At 39.1% G+C, this 17,391-nt stretch carries 16 protein-coding genes; 11 read left to right on the forward strand and 5 right to left on the reverse strand.

Annotated elements, in window-relative coordinates:
- The first annotated feature begins 395 nt into the window (after positions 1-395).
- The gene (locus ABD909_RS03375; protein ID WP_345096545.1) at positions 396-932 is read left to right on the forward strand and encodes a GcrA family cell cycle regulator; all 537 of its coding nucleotides are present in this window, start codon (positions 396-398) and stop codon (positions 930-932) included.
- Positions 933-1,229: 297 nt separating this feature from the next.
- Here ABD909_RS03375 and ABD909_RS03380 read toward each other — a convergent pair whose 3' ends face one another.
- Genes ABD909_RS03380 through ccmA form a run of 5 tightly spaced genes read right to left on the reverse strand, consistent with a single transcriptional unit; the run spans position 1,230 to position 4,152 of the window.
- The gene (locus ABD909_RS03380) at positions 1,230-1,820 is read right to left on the reverse strand and encodes a DsbE family thiol:disulfide interchange protein (protein ID WP_425547926.1); all 591 of its coding nucleotides are present in this window, start codon (positions 1,818-1,820) and stop codon (positions 1,230-1,232) included.
- Positions 1,795-2,046, reverse strand: coding sequence for a hypothetical protein (locus tag ABD909_RS03385; RefSeq protein WP_345096546.1), 252 nt, complete (start codon positions 2,044-2,046; stop codon positions 1,795-1,797). Before ABD909_RS03385 ends, ABD909_RS03380 begins: the two co-directional genes overlap by 26 nt.
- Before the next feature lie 11 nt (positions 2,047-2,057).
- Positions 2,058-2,813 carry a heme ABC transporter permease gene (locus ABD909_RS03390; RefSeq protein ID WP_345096591.1) on the reverse strand — a complete coding sequence of 252 codons (756 nt, stop codon included), beginning with the start codon at positions 2,811-2,813 and terminating at the stop codon, positions 2,058-2,060.
- 42 nt (positions 2,814-2,855) lie between these two features.
- Positions 2,856-3,524: a heme exporter protein CcmB gene (gene ccmB / locus ABD909_RS03395; protein WP_345096547.1), complete on the reverse strand. Its 669-nt coding sequence runs from the start codon at positions 3,522-3,524 to the stop codon at positions 2,856-2,858.
- Positions 3,502-4,152 carry a heme ABC exporter ATP-binding protein CcmA gene (gene ccmA / locus ABD909_RS03400; RefSeq protein ID WP_345096548.1) on the reverse strand — a complete coding sequence of 217 codons (651 nt, stop codon included), beginning with the start codon at positions 4,150-4,152 and terminating at the stop codon, positions 3,502-3,504. Before ccmA ends, ccmB begins: the two co-directional genes overlap by 23 nt.
- A gap of 300 nt (positions 4,153-4,452) precedes the next feature.
- Between ccmA and acnA the strand changes: the two genes are divergently transcribed.
- From acnA to cyoD, 10 genes are all read left to right on the forward strand, one after another.
- Complete coding sequence (acnA, locus tag ABD909_RS03405; RefSeq protein ID WP_345096549.1) at positions 4,453-7,140, forward strand: aconitate hydratase AcnA; 2,688 nt, start codon at positions 4,453-4,455, stop codon at positions 7,138-7,140.
- Between the two features lie 218 nt (positions 7,141-7,358).
- Positions 7,359-7,625, forward strand: a complete 267-nt coding sequence (gene rpsT, locus ABD909_RS03410) for a 30S ribosomal protein S20 (protein WP_345096550.1) — start codon at positions 7,359-7,361, stop codon at positions 7,623-7,625.
- A gap of 707 nt (positions 7,626-8,332) precedes the next feature.
- Positions 8,333-9,898 carry a chromosomal replication initiator protein DnaA gene (gene dnaA, locus ABD909_RS03415; protein ID WP_345096551.1) on the forward strand — a complete coding sequence of 522 codons (1,566 nt, stop codon included), beginning with the start codon at positions 8,333-8,335 and terminating at the stop codon, positions 9,896-9,898.
- 183 nt (positions 9,899-10,081) lie between these two features.
- Positions 10,082-11,203: a DNA polymerase III subunit beta gene (gene dnaN, locus ABD909_RS03420; protein ID WP_345096552.1), complete on the forward strand. Its 1,122-nt coding sequence runs from the start codon at positions 10,082-10,084 to the stop codon at positions 11,201-11,203.
- Between the two features lie 20 nt (positions 11,204-11,223).
- Complete coding sequence (gene recF / locus ABD909_RS03425; RefSeq protein ID WP_345096592.1) at positions 11,224-12,357, forward strand: DNA replication/repair protein RecF; 1,134 nt, start codon at positions 11,224-11,226, stop codon at positions 12,355-12,357.
- 48 nt (positions 12,358-12,405) lie between these two features.
- Positions 12,406-12,870, forward strand: a complete 465-nt coding sequence (aroQ, locus tag ABD909_RS03430; protein WP_345096553.1) for a type II 3-dehydroquinate dehydratase — start codon at positions 12,406-12,408, stop codon at positions 12,868-12,870.
- Between the two features lie 115 nt (positions 12,871-12,985).
- Positions 12,986-13,954, forward strand: a complete 969-nt coding sequence (cyoA, locus tag ABD909_RS03435; protein WP_345096593.1) for a ubiquinol oxidase subunit II — start codon at positions 12,986-12,988, stop codon at positions 13,952-13,954.
- A 76-nt stretch (positions 13,955-14,030) separates the two neighbouring features.
- Entirely contained in the window at positions 14,031-16,049 is a 2,019-nt protein-coding gene (gene cyoB, locus ABD909_RS03440; RefSeq protein ID WP_345096554.1) for a cytochrome o ubiquinol oxidase subunit I, read from the forward strand.
- On the forward strand, positions 16,046-16,711 hold the full coding sequence (locus ABD909_RS03445; protein WP_345096555.1) for a cytochrome (ubi)quinol oxidase subunit III: 666 nt from the start codon (positions 16,046-16,048) through the stop codon (positions 16,709-16,711). The genes cyoB and ABD909_RS03445 overlap by 4 nt, the downstream gene beginning before the upstream one ends.
- The gene (gene cyoD / locus ABD909_RS03450; protein ID WP_345096556.1) at positions 16,711-17,307 is read left to right on the forward strand and encodes a cytochrome o ubiquinol oxidase subunit IV; all 597 of its coding nucleotides are present in this window, start codon (positions 16,711-16,713) and stop codon (positions 17,305-17,307) included. Before ABD909_RS03445 ends, cyoD begins: the two co-directional genes overlap by 1 nt.
- Positions 17,308-17,391: the final 84 nt, after the last annotated feature.

Below are 17,391 nucleotides of genomic sequence, written 5' to 3' on the forward strand. Positions count from 1 at the left end.
CAGCGTAATGATCATTCCATTATGGTCAGTTATCACATCCATATGAGAGATCATTACACCGATTAGTAAAAAGTCAATAAAGGTTCTACAATAAGCACTTGTAAGGAAGATTTTAAGCCAATACAATAGTTTGGTTTATACTTAATTTTCAAGTTGGGGAAAACATTCTAAATAAGCTTTTCAAGAGGGAAAGATACTTGTCAGAGAGTCGATGCATATTGTAGTTTAGGTTAGCAAGCAAGGTTATGTTTAGATTTTTATTCCGTAGGTTGCGTGAAATTTTTATGCTTGGGGTGGAGGGTAAAATTTTTCATTCGGCTTATTGAAAAAATGATTCAAACTTTTGAAGATGCAAAGGGGGCGTCTCAATGAGGTGATAGGAATGGAGTGCTGATATGGGTTGGACAAATGAACGCGTTGAACTTCTTAAGAAGTTCTGGAGTGAAGGGTTAAGTGCAAGTCAGATTGCAGCTCAATTAGGTGGTGTCAGCAGAAATGCAGTAATCGGTAAAGTACATCGATTAAAGTTACCAGGGCGTGGTAAGACAGCCCAAAGTGGAGCGCGTGTACAAAAGACACCTGCTAGCTCATCATCCCCATCATCTATGCGTGTGCGTCGCACGCCATCGACGGTATTGCAAACGAGTACTACTTCTTGCAGTGTTGGAGCAACGGCTGTAAAGATGGAGTTTGTAGCTGAGGATGTAAAAAAAACCGATGTGCCTGAGAAATCAAATGTTATTGTGCCTATATCACGTCATCTTAATCTTTTGCAATTGAGTGAGCATACATGTAGATGGCCTGTTGGGGATCCTTTATCGTCAGATTTTCATTTTTGTGGTGCTGATTCCGATGAAAATAGTCCTTATTGTGCTTTTCATGCTAAAATAGCATTTCAACCAATATCCGAAAGACGGCGGATAAGGGTATAGTGTTTGCAATGGTATTTTATATTGTTTTATTTTTTTCTCGTTTTGTCATAGGATAGTTTTTGCACGAAGAAGAACTTCTGCTTGGTTCATGAGTGCAGTTGTTTGAAAGTTATGTTACCCTACTTTATAATGTTGCATTTGTTCCTACACTATAAAAAGTTTAGCTTATTTTTTCAGACAGTTTTTATCCATACATCGCTTTTTGTTGTGATATGTAAAGAAATATTTTGAAGGATTCTTCTTAAGAGAAATTGAAATGAGAAAATTATGAATTCTCTTTATAAATCAATATATTGATTATTTTATTGTAATAGCTTTTTCAATTTTTGGCAAGATTTCTTTCTGATAAATTTGCCATGTTAAAGGGCCGATATGTTTAGCAATAATCATGCTTTCTTTATTTAAAAGAAAGGTTTCTGGTGGTCCATATACACCCCAGTTAATGGCGGTATATCCTGAAGCATCAAAGCCAATAATTTTAAAAGGATTACCAAAATTGTTCAGAAAGCGTTGGGCGTTTTCTTTGCTATCTTTATAATTAATGCCGATAAGGTCAAAACGTTGGTCTTGTGCAATTTTCATAAGAAGCGGATGCTCTTTGCGACAGGATAAGCACCAAGATCCCCAAAAATTGACTAATGTGACACGTCCTTTAAATTGTTCTGAATGGAGAAGATGATATTCATTCTCAAGGAGAGGAAGATTTATTTGGGGTGCATGTTTTTCAACGAGCGTATTTGGCAGCAGAGAAATATTATTGGAGTGTTTGTTATTCGTAAAGTAAAAGAAAAGTAGCGTGAGAAGAAGAAAAAACACAAATGGTGCAAAAAGACAAAACACAGCATATGAAGATATGTTTTTTTTAAGTTTTTGAGGAATATTTTTCATTATATTTTTCTTTCCGAAACAGTTCTTTTTTGTTCAACTGTTGTAGGATTTTTTTTTGATATAGAGTTTTGCGAAGGATGTGTCCAATAAGACATAAAAGGGCGGCTGCAGAAAATATATAGCTCAACACAACAATTTGCTTATGGTGAAGGGTACCAAGGAACCAATCAATTTGCTGAGAGAGATTTCCTAAAAGTCGGCTGTGAATGCTATTGCGATCAAGCATGATAAAGATTCCTAGTGTTGTGCACGATAAGCTTTTTTTTTCTGAAGTATTTGGATATGACGATTATTGATCTCGTTGCGCATAGCCATCAAATAGAGCCAAATAAATATAAAGCTGAAACAAAATATCATTGTTATGAGAGGCCATAACATGGCGCGCTCGATTGTTGGTCCTCCTGAACGAAAAAGCGATGCGGATTGATGGAGTGTATTCCACCAATTAACAGAAAATTTGATAATGGGGATATTGATCAATCCAACGAGTGTGAGAATTGCTGTAGCGCGTGCAGCCTTTGCTTGATTATGAAAAGCACGAGCAAGCATAATAATGGCAAGATAAATAAAAAATAGGATCAAAACCGATATTAACCGTGCATCCCATACCCACCATGTTCCCCATGTAGGTCGTCCCCACAGTGCACCTGTCATCAGTGCCAAGGCTGTAAAGACTGCTCCAATGGGGGCTCCACATTTCAGTGCTATATCAGCAAGATGATACCTTCCAATCAGACTTCCTAAAGCAGCAGCACTTATGATGATATAACAAAATGTGGAGAGCCATGCAAAGGGTACATGAATATACATAATCTTGACAGTAATGCCTTGCTGATAGTCATCAGGAGAATGCATAATCAGAATAAATCCTAAGATAAGAAGGCACAATATTATACCAGTTAACCAAGGTAAAACGATGCGACTTATTTTCATAAAACGGGTAAAACTTGCAGGGAGTGACTTCATTTTATGTATGTGAGATATTTCATTCATAAAATTATAATAGGCAGAGTTTTGCTGTGCGGCAATCATCTTTTACTCTTCTGATAAAAGTTTGAGCGTTATAGCCGCGACAAAAGAGCTAAAAAGACTCAAAAGCAGTGAAAAAGCGATCAGAAAAATTAAAGAAGTGAGAAAAGAGATATTTGGATTTGTTGGAGCTGTAGCAGCAGAAACACCAAAAATCATGATGGGAATAATCCATGGTAAGATGATAATAAAAATGAGAAGAGTGCTGTGTGACAATGATGTTGCAAGGGCAGCTCCTATAGCGCCAATGAAAATAATAGCAGGGGTTCCGCATAGAAGGGTGAGTATTGTTGTAAAAATTGTTATTACATCTAAATGGAGCATGAATGCTAAAATCGGAGTAGCAGCAATAAGGGGGAGTATGGTTCCTACCCAATGAGCCAAGCATTTTGTCAATATAATCAGCGTAAAACTTTGCCTTTGTCCAGAAAGAATGAATTGATCAAGATTTCCATCATCATGGTCGGCTTGAAAAAGCTTATTGAGATTGAGAAGTCCAGCGAGAAGAGTTCCAAGCCATAATATGCCAGGACCTACTTGTGCAAGAATTTTAGGATTTGGCCCAATGGCAAAGGGCGTTATCATAATAACAGCGATGAAAAATAAAAGCCCTGTTAATGAAGAGGCTTGTGGTGCTAAAGTTAATTTAAGATCACGCCAAAACAGTGCTTTCATAATTTTCTCTTGTCTTGTAAGGAGGTAAGAATTTTTCCAGAGCAATGGTATGGTTTTCTGGAATACCGAGAGAATTATGGGTTGCAGCAATAATCATACCGCCTTGGTTTAGATGGCGCTGAAAAATATGAGAAAGAAGGGTTTGAGCATGGCTATCGACCCCTGATAGTGGTTCATCTAAAATCCAGATAGGACGATAAGAGAGCAAAAGGCGGGCAATGGCTACACGTCTTTTTTGTCCAGTTGATAGAACATTAAAGGGTAAGTGTTCAAGATCAGAAAGACCAATATCGGCAAGAGCTTCACGGGGGTAGCGTAAATATTGTCCATAAAATGCTGACCAAAATTGTAGATTATCGATAACAGATAAGAAAGGTTTCATAGCATTTTGAGGACCAAGATAATGGCATGCAGTTGCTACAGGGTATGTTTGTTCTTGATCTTTAAGTATGACATTGCCTTCTGTAGCTTTAAGAAGCCCAACAATGATTCGCAGCAATGTAGATTTTCCGATTCCATTTGGTCCTGTAATGGTCATCAGTTGTTGTGGGAGTAAGCAAAAAGAAAGGCCTTGAAACAGAATTTCTTCGTTTCTGTACGTTGCTAAATTTGTGCCTGATAACACCATACGTTTATCCGTTTTGCTTTTATTACCGTCACTTTTATGGCATTATTAAATAAAAAAATATATTTTTTTATTTAATTGTACCTAGAATAGTTCTAGAAATAGTTCTATAAAGCAGCTGTTACATCAAGATCTGGTGGAGAACGGTTTTTGGCGTCGATTTCCGAATTTGCTGATGAAAAAGGTAAATGGGAAATGGATGGCGGAGGTGATTGCGTCTGCACTCAAGCTGCGACCTTAACTCGTAGTTTGTGTTGTTCATTCCAGGGAATTGGGTGGTTTGTAGTATGAGGGTGGACAGTCATGACTCACATTGATAGCTTTAATTGTCGAAGAACTTTAAATATTGGTGACAAAGAATATACTTATTATAGTTTGATCGAAGCGGAGAAAAATGGACTTAATGGCATTTCTCGTTTGCCATTTTCTATGAAAGTGATTCTCGAAAACTTATTACGCTTTGAGGATGGCCGCACGGTTAAAAAAGAAGACATTTTAAACGTTGCAAAGTGGCTAAACGATAAAGGCAGCGCTGGTGCGGAAATCGCCTACCGTCCTGCACGCGTCCTTATGCAAGACTTTACAGGTGTTCCTGCTGTCGTTGATCTTTCTACAATGCGCGACGCTATGGTCAATTTTGGAGGGAGTGCTGAAAAAATCAATCCTCTTATTCCCGTTGATCTTGTCATTGACCACTCAATTATCGTTGATGATTTTGGCAATCCTATGGCTTTTAAGGAAAATGTTGAGCATGAATATGAACGCAATGGTGAGCGCTACCGTTTTCTGAAATGGGGGCAGCAAGCGTTTCAAAATTTTCGTGTTGTACCTCCAGGAACTGGGATTTGTCACCAAGTTAACCTAGAATATTTAGCACAATGCGTGTGGTTGAAGAATGAGGAAGGGTATCAGACAGTTTATCCTGATACCTGTGTGGGAACTGATTCGCATACAACTATGGTGAATGGTTTGGGTGTTTTGGGTTGGGGTGTTGGTGGTATTGAAGCCGAGGCAGCGATGCTAGGGCAGCCTGTTTCTATGTTGTTACCTGAAGTAATTGGTTTCCGTCTAACAGGTAAACTTAAAGAAGGTGTAACAGCTACCGACTTAGTATTGATGGTGACACAAATTCTACGCAAGAAAGGGGTTGTTGGTAAATTTGTTGAGTTTTTTGGTCCTGGTCTGGAACATATGACGCTTGCTGATCGGGCGACGATTGCAAATATGGCTCCCGAATATGGAGCAACCTGTGGTTTTTTCCCAATTGATAAAGAAACCGTGCGTTATCTCCATATGACAGGGCGTGATGAAAATCGGATAGCGTTAGTGGAAGCTTATTCCAAAGCACAGGGGATGTGGCATGATGAAGCTGTAGTCGATCCGGTTTTTAGTGATACAATAGAATTAGATATGGGAAATGTGGTGCCTTCTATGGCCGGTCCTAAACGTCCTGAAGGGCGTATTGCATTAGAAAGTGTTGGGCAAGGTTTTGAAAAGGCTCTAATTGAGGACTATAAGAAGACTTCAGGGCAAGATGAGCGTTATCAAGTTGAGGATGAGGAATATGCGCTTGGCCACGGTGATGTGGTAATTGCTGCAATTACTTCTTGTACGAATACTTCAAATCCAAGCGTTCTGATTGCTGCGGGTCTTTTAGCGCGTAATGCTGTGGCGAAAGGTCTCAAGAGTAAGCCATGGGTTAAAACTTCTCTTGCACCTGGCTCACAAGTTGTTGAGGCCTACCTTCACAATTCAGGTTTGCAAAAAGATTTGGATGCCCTAGGGTTTAACTTAGTGGGATTTGGTTGTACGACATGTATTGGGAATTCGGGTCCTTTATATCCAGCTATTTCCAAAACAATTAATGATAATGGTCTTATTGCAGCGGCGGTTCTTTCAGGAAATCGTAATTTTGAAGGACGTGTATCACCCGATGTGCAAGCAAATTATTTAGCTTCACCACCGTTGGTTGTTGCACATGCATTAGCAGGAACGGTGCGTAAAGATTTGACAAAAGAACCCCTTGGAGAAGATTCAGATGGTCAACCAGTCTATTTGAGAGACATTTGGCCAACCTCTCAAGAAATACAGGCATTTATCGAAAAAAATGTGACGCGTAAGATTTTTGCCGAAAAATATGCCGATGTGTTTAAGGGTGATGAAAACTGGCAAAAAGTTCAAGTTCCCACGGGCGCGACCTATTCTTGGGATGAACAATCAACATATGTGCGTAATCCACCATATTTTGAGGATATGCGAAAAATCCCTGATATTCTACCAGATATTAAGGATGCACGGATTTTAGGTTTGTTTGGTGATAAAATCACGACGGATCATATTTCTCCTGCTGGTTCCATTAAAATTAATTCTCCTGCTGGTCAATATTTGACAGATCACGGGGTTAAAGTGGTTGATTTTAACCAGTATGGAACGCGTCGTGGGAATCATGAAGTGATGATGCGTGGAACTTTTGCAAATATTCGTATTCGTAACTTCATGCTAGGGGAAAATGGTCGTGAAGGAGGTTATACGGTTCATTATCCATCAGGGGTAGAGCAAGCGATTTATGATGCAGCAATGACATATAAACGGGAAGGTATTCCACTGGTTGTTTTTGCTGGTATTGAATATGGTAATGGATCATCTCGTGATTGGGCCGCTAAGGGCACCAATCTTCTTGGTGTAAAAGCAGTGATTGCTCAGTCTTTTGAGCGGATTCATCGTTCTAATCTTGTTGGTATGGGTATTGTTCCCTTTGTGTTTGAAGAGGGGACAAGCTGGAAGTCTTTGGGCTTAAAGGGGGATGAAAAGGTCACAATTGAAGGAATTCATAACTTGAAACCTCGTCAAAAAACAATAGCCACAATTACTTTTTCTGATGGAGGCATAAAAACTGTTCCATTATTGTGTCGTGTTGATACTGAAGATGAGTTGGATTATTTGCATCACGGTGGAATTTTGCAATATGTTTTGCGCAATTTGGCAGTTTGAATTGCCTTTATGCATTTAGGAGTGTCTTGGAACGATTAAAATGTTAAGCTTCGTTTTTTATGCTTACTTTTGAAAATTCGATTGACGTGGGCTTAAGGATTGCGTTATAGAGTGGCCAGTTATTAGCAACTTTATAGTATTGCTTGAATTGGATTTATTTGGATTGGTGGTATCATTAAGGCTGACCGTATCCAAAGCGTTGAAAGAGAGATATATTTATGGCAAATACACCTTCCGCTCGAAAAGCGGTGCGCAAAGTTGCGGCACGCACACAGGTTAACAGGGCTCGTCGTTCACGCGTTCGTACTTTTATGCGTAAATTTGATGATGCTTTGGCTGGTGGTGATAAGGCATCTGCGGAAATAGCATTTAGGAATTTTGAACCTGAAATTATGCGTGCCGTTTCCAAGGGGGTTTTTCATAAAAATGCTGCTGCGCGAAAAGTATCGCGTTTAGCAAAGCGTTTAAAAGCGCTTAGCATTTGAGTTTTTTTCCATTTTCAAAAAGTGAGACTAGCATCCATCGTGGATGCTGGTTTTTTTTATTTTCCTAAAATATTCTACTTTTTAAGCAAGAGAATCAGCTGCGATTTCTTTTATGACAAAGCGGAAAAGGTTTATAGAGTTTGTATGGTTATCCACAAGCTTTGTGGATTTTTACAGAGTCTTTTTTGTCAAGCACATTTATTTTTTTTTTTTAATCCGAAAGGATTCTTTAATTATGAGTAAATTTAGAGAAAAAAAATGAATTGAATCAACTATTTTTCTTATTTTTCGTTTATATAAGTGAGTTTATAGGCGCTTTTTGATTTTATTTTGACCTCTTGCATTTTACCTCTGCTGTTTTGTATGGTTCTCACAGAAACTAAAAGAGGGCAGGGTTTCTAATCAGTTTGTTATCCTGTATTACGTTGGGTGTAAGATGCTTTTGTTTAGGCTTTTATGGGCTTTGATGTGGGGTAGATTTTCTAACGGTTTTTTAGTTTTCTTAGGTGATATGTTTTTTATTTTAAAAGAATGGGGCATATCATGAGTGCAAGTAAATCTTATTGGTCATCTTTATTGATGGGGTTGTAATGAAACTATCCTAGGGGAGGGTAAGTAATCTTATTTGGGGTAGGGCGTTTTGCTTTTGCTATGTTAGTTTTTAGCTATTTGGCAAGACAATTTTTTATTTTTATTCAGGATGAAAGATGGTGGATAAATTGAACTCTAAAGCTAGTTCCTTTAAAAGGGTTTCGGTGAATATCCTGTCGGCAGAAAAAATAATCAAGATGACGGATAGTGATAGAGCAGTGAACAGAAGTGCTTCTGGAGGATTTCCTATTATTTCAGAGGAAGAGGGTGCAGCAGCTTTCGCGCGCGTGATGGCGCAGTTGAAAGTACAGGTTGGTATTGAAGCTTATACGAGTTGGTTTGGTCGTGTAAAACTTGCCGAATATAGCCGTAATCTTGTAAAGCTCTCTGTTCCTACAGCGTTTTTACGTTCATGGATTAATAATCACTACGGTTCTCTTTTAACCAATTTATGGAGACAAGAAAATTCAGCGATTCTTCGCGTTGAAGTTGTTGTTCGTGGTATGAAACGTGTTTCTGGAGGGGTCGTCTGTAAAACAAGTGCAGCTCCTGTTGTACGGGAAGAGCAAACAACTCCATCCTTTGTCGAGAGTTGCACAGAGAATCCTGTCAAGAGTGTTCAAACAGGTGTTTTTGGCTCACCACTTGATTCTCGCTATAGTTTTGAAAATTTTGTGGAGGGGGCTTCTAATCGTGTTGCTTTAGCGGCAGCACGTTCTATTGCAGAAGGGCATAAAAGTGCCTTAAGATTTAATCCTCTTTTTATTCATGCATCTGTTGGTTTAGGAAAAACACATTTGCTTCAAGCTATTGCGGCTGCAGTATTAAAGCGTTTAACACCTGCGCGGGTTATTTATTTGACTGCTGAGTATTTTATGTGGCGTTTTGCAACGGCTATTCGCGATAATGATGCTCTTTCTTTTAAAGAGCAGCTGCGTGATATTGACCTTCTCATTATTGATGATATGCAATTTTTGCAAGGGAAGTCAATTCAACATGAGTTTTGTCATTTGCTTAATATGTTGCTTGATAGTGCAAAACAAGTTGTTGTTGCTGCGGATCGTCCACCAGCAGAATTAGAATCTCTTGATCTTCGCGTTCGATCACGTCTTCAAGGAGGTGTTGCTCTTGAAATTGAAGCGCCGGATTATGAAATGCGTTTGAAAATGTTACAGCAACGATTGAAGGTTGCACAACAAGATGATAGCATGCTTTCAATTTCTGATGATATTCTGGAATATATCGCTAAAACGGTTTTAGGGTCAGGACGCGATATTGAAGGGGCATTTAATCAACTCTTGTTCCGCCAATCATTTGAATCGGATTTATCTTTAGAGCGAATTGATGAATTATTAGGTCATTTGACACGTTCTGGGGAACCTAAGCGCATTCGAATCGAAGAAATTCAGCGTACAGTTGCGCGCCATTATAATGTTTCTAAACAAGATTTATTATCTAATCGTCGAACGCGTACAGTTGTAAAACCGCGGCAAGTTGCGATGTATTTAGCAAAAATGTTAACACCCCGCTCACTGCCAGAGATTGGGCGTCGTTTTGGTGGTCGTGATCATACAACAGTTTTACACGCTGTCCGTAAAATTGAAGATTTAATTTGTGGCGATCAGACATTGGCCAAAGAGCTTGAGTTGTTGAAGCGGTTGATTGGCGAACAAGCTGCATAATATTTATAGTTTTATCTTATTTTAGAGAAGTATTGTAGAGGAAGAGGTAAGAGGGCTATTTTTATACAGGAGTCACTTGCCATTTTAAAAGAGGTTAAATAAAATTCGACAGATGATTCTTAAGAGAATAGGTTATTTTCTAAAGATTTTCTATAGTTTTTGGTAAATTGTAACGGAGATTTTATGCGTATTACCGTTGATCGCAGTCAATTTCTTAAATCTCTTGGTCGTGTTCACCGTGTGGTAGAGCGTCGAAATACCGTTCCCATTTTATCTAATGTATTGATTGATGCAGAAAATGGGAGCGTGCAATTAAAAGCAACAGATCTTGATTTAGAGGTTACGGAATCTTTTACAGTTAATGTTGAGCAAGCTGGGGCAATAACTGTTCCGGCATATTTATTATATGACATAGTTCGAAAACTTTCCGATGGCAGTGAGATTATTTTATCTGTTGATGAGAATCAAGCAAGTACAATGTCTGTTGTTTCGGGTTGTGCGCATTTTCAGCTTCAATGTCTTCCGAAAATAGATTTCCCAGAGTCTCTTCCTGGTCAGTTTGGTTGCCGTTTTTTTCTATCGGCATCACGGTTAAAGCATTTACTTGATTGTACGCAATTTGCTATTTCTACTGAAGAAACACGTTATTATCTTAATGGCATTTATTTTCATATTGTTCATGATGATGTTTTAAAATTACGTTTAGTTGCAACTGATGGTCACCGTTTGGCGCAGGTTGATATGGAAGCACCCTCAGGTGTTGATGGTATGCCAGGTGTCATTATTCCTCGTAAAGCTGTAGGAGAATTGCAAAAGCTTCTTTCAGAGGAAATTGATGGTGATGTGTGTGTAGAACTTTCAGAAACAAAGATTCGTTTTTCTGTAGGTTCAGTAGTTTTTACATCAAAGTTAATTGACGGAACATTTCCAGATTATCAACGTGTTATTCCTCTTGGAAATGATAAAAAATTGATCGTCAATAGACAGGATTTTTCTTCTGCTGTGGACCGTGTTTCAACCATTTCGAGTGATCGTGGGCGTGCGGTAAAATTGACAATTGAGCATGGGCAATTAAAGCTTATCGTTCATAATCCTGATTCGGGTAGTGCTGAAGATCAGTTAGCGGTAACTTATACATCTGATCCACTTGAGATAGGGTTTAATTCGCGTTATCTTTTGGATATTGCTGGGCAACTTTCAAGTGATGAGATGATTTTTATGTTGTCAGATGCTGTAGCACCAGCTCTCATTCGTGATAATAATGATGCGGATGTACTTTATGTACTGATGCCCATTCGCGTTTAGGGGCAATTGTTTTGCAATGTATAGCTGGTCATGTGCACAAAGTGGCAGTGAGACAGCTAAGGCTAGTGCGTTATCGTAATTATTCTTCCTTGAAGATTCATTTTTCGGGTCAGCATGTCGTTTTTACTGGCCACAATGGTGCTGGTAAAACGAATCTTTTAGAAGCATTATCTTTTCTTTCTCCTGGTCGTGGTTTAAGGCGAGCGGCTTATTCTGATATTAGTTTTGCAGATGGTGGTGGTGAAGGATTTATTATCTTTGCACGTCTTGAATGTGCTCTTTATGGTGAAGTAAATATTGGTACAGCTTTAGAAATAGCTGATAACAGTCGCAAAATACATATTAATGGTGTGAATGAGACAGGAGATAGCTTAACAGATTACTGTCATATGAGTATCCTGACGCCTTCTATGGATGGGCTTTTTACAGGTTCTTCACTTGAGCGCCGCCGTTTTTTAGATCGTATGGTTTTGGCGATTGACCCCTTACATAGTCGGCGCATAGCAGATTATGATAGGGTGATGCGTGCGCGCAATCGTTTATTTTTGGATGGTAATGAAGATTATATTTGGTTTAATGCTTTAGAAAAGCAGATGGCAGAGCTGGCAACAGCTATTGCTGCGGCACGTATTGATGTGATTCGGCTTTTAAATGATATGTTTGCACAAATGCCGTCGCAGAGAGCTTTTCCATGTGCTTTTTTACAAATTGATGGTTTTTTAGAAACGGCTCTAAATAAGCTATCAGCGGTTGAGGTTGAGGAGCAATTTTGTGATCGATTACGGCATAACCGTACAATAGATCGTGCTGCTGGGCGGACATTAGAAGGACCGCATCGCACAGATTTACAAGTTTTTTATGCTGATAAAAATATGGCTGCAACATTTTGTTCTACAGGTGAACAAAAAGCGCTGCTGACAGGTTTGGTTTTGTGTCATGCACGTTTAACAGGTATGATGTCGCAGAAGGCTCCTATTCTTCTTCTTGATGAGATGGCAGCACATCTTGATTCTCATCGGCGTGCCGCTTTATTTGATATTCTTGATGACTTAGGGGGGCAAACATTTATGACAGGAACAGATCGCGTTTTATTTGACGCTTTAAAAGGGCGTGCAGAGTTTTTTGAGATTAAGGATGGGGCTTTATTGCAGTAAAAACTTGCTCAGTTTTTATACATGATAGTTGAGAAGAAGAGGCTTATTATGTCTACAATTATAACGGTTTTAAATGGTCCTAATTTAAATTTTCTCGGGAAACGTGAGCCAGAAATTTACGGAACTGAAACTTTAGAAAATATTGAAAACCTTTGCAGATCATGGGCAACAAGAGCAGGTATAAGAGTAGATTTTCATCAAAGTAACCATGAGGGGCAATTGGTAGAGTGGATACAGGAAGCGATTGGAGTGAGTGTAGGATTGATAATCAATCCTGCTGCTTATAGCCACACATCTGTTGCAATTCTTGATGCTTTAAAAATGTTTACTGGGACAAAAGTAGAGGTTCATTTGTCTCATATTTATCAGCGTGAAGCTTTTCGCCACCATTCTTATACATTGGCAGGTGTGGATGCAATCATTGCTGGTTGTGGGGGAGATGGATATTGGCTTGCGCTTGAGTACATCGCTAAAAAGCTTAAATTTGGTATAGAAGGATCAAAACTTGTATAATATCGATAAGTGCATTTGAATTTACTTGATAATTCTTTTTAAATGGGTAAGCATATCATTAAGATTTTGTCATGTTTTTATGGCAATTTCTAATATGTATGATGGGGCAGGTGAAATGAGAAACTTTGTTAAACAAATAAAGATGTTCGTAATTTTCGGGGTGATGTTGCTTTTATCTGGTTGTAAGTGGGACGTTCTTCACCCGGCAGGATATGTTGCGCGCCAGCAGCTTCTTTTGATTGTAATTTGTGTTGCTGTTATGCTTTGTGTTGTGATTCCAGTGATGGTGAGTGTGGTATTTTTAGCCATTAAATATTGTGCGTCGAACACAGCTGAGTATTTACCTGATTGGGGGCATTCAAATAAAATTGAAGCATTGATGTGGAGTATTCCAATTGTTATTGTATCGGTTTTAGGTGCATTGACAGCCTATTACACCTATAAGCTTGAACCAGAAAATCCTCTTCCAATGGAAGTTGCTGGTGAAAGAAAACCGTTACAAGTAGATGTTGTGTCTTTGGATTGGAAATGGCTCTTCATTTATCCTGAATATGGTGTTGCATCAATCAATGAAATTTACGCGCCTGAAGGACGCCAGGTTTTATTGCAGTTAACGTCAGAGAATTCTGTTAATGCTTTTTGGGTACCAAAATTGGGCACGGTTCTTTACGCTATGCCGCAGATGAATTCTAAATTGCACTTGATAGCTGATAAGCAAGGGATATTCAAAGGAACTTCGGCAAATTACAGTGGTGATGGCTTTGCAGGGATGCGGTTTAAATGGCATTCTGTATCTTTGCAAGATTTTGATAATTGGATTACTAAAGCTCGGACTCAGGGGCAAGTTCTTGATCGTGCATCTTATCGTCAGCTTGCTATTGCACCTCGTATGGGCGACATTGCTGCGAAGGAAAAGGATGCAGAGGTACGTTATTTTGCACCTGTTGAGAAGCGGCTCTACTACCGGATTGTTAATCGATGTGTTGATGAAAATACGGTATGTAATGAAGACTTAATGAAGCGTGCTGCTGCTCAGACGCTTTGGGGCGCGCTTTGTTCCGTTTTTGATCCTGGCGTTATTTAAGACATCAATTGAGTAAAGAGACCTTTTAAACATAAGGTCTCTTTAAAATGAAATTTATCTGATACGGGTTTTAGAAATGTTTGGAAGACTTACAGATCCTACTGCTGGTGCTTTTCATGCACTTGCACATGAGCCGATCGTTTTGTACACATGTATTGCGATTGTTGTGGGTGGTTTAATTGCTGTTCTTGCTTTGACAGTACTTGGATGGTGGGGAGTTTTATGGCGAAATTGGATTACAACAGTTGACCATAAGCGCATTGGCATTATGTACATCGTTCTTGGTATTATTATGCTTGTTCGCGGTTTCGCGGATGCAATTATGATGCGAACGCATCAGGCTTTGGCTCTTGGGAGCGAAACAGCAGGTTATTTACCTCCTGAGCATTTTGATCAGATTTTTTCAGCCCACGGCACTATTATGATTTTCTTCATGGCTACGCCGATTTTATTTGGTATTTTCAATTATCTTATACCACTTCAAATTGGTGCTCGTGATGTTGCTTTTCCTTTTGCCAATAATTTGGGTTTTTGGATTACAGCTGCCGGAGCAATACTGATTAACATATCTCTTGGTGTTGGAAATTTTGGTCGTGGTGGTTGGTTGATGTATCCACCTTTTTCAGAGTTGCAAGGAAGTCCAGATACAGGAGTAGATTATTATTTATGGTCACTTCAGCTTTCTGGTATTGCGACAACAATGGGAGCGGTGAATTTTGTTACGACGATAATTAAAATGCGTGCTCCTGGAATGACAATGATGAGAATGCCCGTTTTTTGTTGGAGTGCTTTTGTCAGCAATGTCCTTATTTTAGTTATTTATCCTGTTTTAACTGTAGCATTTGCACTTTTGGCATGTGATCGTTATTTGGGCATGAATTTCTTTACCAATGTTGGTGGTGGAAACCCAATGGTATGGATAAACTATGTTTGGATTTTTGGTCATCCTGAAGTTTATGTTTTAGTTGTTCCTGCTTTTGGGATTGTTTCTGAAGTTGTTTCGACATTCTCTTCAAAACGCCTCTTTGGTTATACTTCGATGGTATGGGCGATGTTGGTGATTTTAATCCTTTCACTTGTTGTTTGGGGGCATCATTTCTTTACAATGGGTGGGGGTGAAACTGTAAATACCTTTTTTGGTATAGCCACGATGATCATTGCAGTTCCAACAGGTGTAAAAGTCTTTAATTGGCTGCTAACGATGTATAAAGGTCGAATTCGCTTTGAGCCTCCTATGCTTTGGTGCATGGGGATGATCTTTACTTTTGTTGGTGGTGGATTAACGGGTGTTCTCTTATCTATTGTTCCTGCAGATTGGCAGTTTCATAATTCACTGTTTTTGGTAGCGCATTTCCATCACACAATTATTGGAGGCGTTGTTTTTGCTTATTTAGCAGGGCTTGCTTTTTGGTTTCCAAAAGTTTTTGGTTACAAACCAAATCGCATGCTAGGCATTGCATCTTTCTGGTGTTGGTTTGTTGGTTTTTACCTTGCTTTTTTCCCCGTTTATGCGCTTGGGCTCATGGGTGCAACACGTCGTCTTCAACATTATACGGAACCTAGTTGGCAGCCAATGTTTATCATTGCTGCAGTGGGTGCATGTATTATTTTGCTGGGTATTCTCTGTTTTGTGCTACAAGTTGTCTTGGCAATTTTGTATGGTATTAAGCATAAGGGGCGCCTGCCGGTAACAGTAAATGATTCTTGGGGTGATGCACGGACGCTTGAATGGTCTATTTCTTCGCCTCCTCCTGCATACAATTTTGCAATACTTCCAAAGATAGAGTCTGATGATGCTTATTGGAATATGAAGAAGAGTGGTTATCAGCATCCGACAAGTGGATTTACAAAAATTCATATGCCATCAAATACATCGGCCGGAATTATTGCAGGATTTTTCTCGTTAGTTGTTGGTTTTGCACTTGTTTGGCATATTTGGTGGCTTGCAGCGGTCGGATTGATAGGCTTTGTTGCAACGATTGTGTGCCATTCGTTAACAGGTGACCATCATGGTTATTACATCCCAGTTGAGGAAGTGCAAAAAACAGAAGGTGCTTTTACAGCTGTTCTTAAAGAACAAGGAGTAACAATATGAGTGCGGTGACAATAAATAATGTTCACATTGATGAGCATCATCACGATAATAGCTCGGTTATGACGTTTGGGTTTTGGGTCTATATTCTTTCAGATTTGATTCTCTTTTCGACACTTTTTTCAAGTTTTGCTGTTTTTTCTGCCTCTTATGGTGGAGGGAAAGCAGGCAATGAATTTATTGATTTAAAGTTTGTTTTGGTTGAAACTGCCATTTTATTGCTGTCATCAATTACTTATGGGTTTGTAATGGTACAAGCTCATAAAGGCAATCTGAGTGGTGTGCGTTTATGGATGACCATTACCTTTGTACTTGGAGGCTGCTTTATTGGAATGGAACTTTACGAATTCCATGAGCTTTTAGGCGAGGTATTCTATTACGATCCTGGAGCTTATGCTGGTATTGATCCTACAACAAGTTTACAGCTTTTTGGAAAAGAAGTTTTATCTGCTTATTGGTCGGCATTTTTTGCTTTGGTTGGTACCCATGGTCTTCATGTGAGTGTTGGCCTTCTCTGGATGGTAGTGATGTTTTTTCATTTACGTCGAAGTGGTTTAGATAAGGATAATAAAACGCGTCTAACATGCCTTTCAATTTTCTGGCATTTACTTGATATTGTGTGGGTTGGTGTTTTCACCATGGTTTATTTATTAGGAGCACTGTAATGAGCATGCATAATGAAACACATGGTCCCAGTACTGGTTCCTATTTAATTGGCTTTATTCTAGCTTTATTCTTCACTTTAGGCTCTTTTATTCCTGTGATGTATGGGATGATGGAAAGCTGGACAATTAGCACAAAGGTTGCATATCTTATTGGAATGGCAATTATTCAAATTATTGTGCAGATTGTTTTCTTTTTGCACTTGAATTCTGGTCCAGATGCTAAATGGAATTTAAGCGCTTTGTGGTTTGCTGCAATTTGCGTTGTGATTATTATTGGAGGTACTTGGTGGGCTATTTCCCATTTGAATTATAATATGATGGGTGGTTCAGGGCGTATTATTGAGCCGGTAACAATACAAGGAGCGAGCTCTGTATCGATGGAAAAACTATCAGATACACAAGAATCAGAGGGAGGTTTATTAGGCACTCAAATGTCCGAGGGGCAAGATCCGAATACACAATCTCCCGTAGAGCAGGCATCGGGTGTAGAAATGCCCATGGGGCAATTACCAGATACGCAAGTTCCTTTAGAGCAGGCACCAGGTGTAGAAATGCCCATGGAACAAGCGCCAAATACGCAAACACCTATACAATAAAATTATCAAGAATAAAAATATCCATAAAGCCAATGCCAAGTGCATTGGCTTTTTTGTAAGTTTCGTTACAAACAAGTTTGTGGG

The sequence above is a fragment of the Bartonella acomydis genome, from assembly GCF_039543025.1.
In the GTDB taxonomy this organism is placed as follows: Bacteria; Pseudomonadota; Alphaproteobacteria; order Rhizobiales; family Rhizobiaceae; genus Bartonella; species Bartonella acomydis.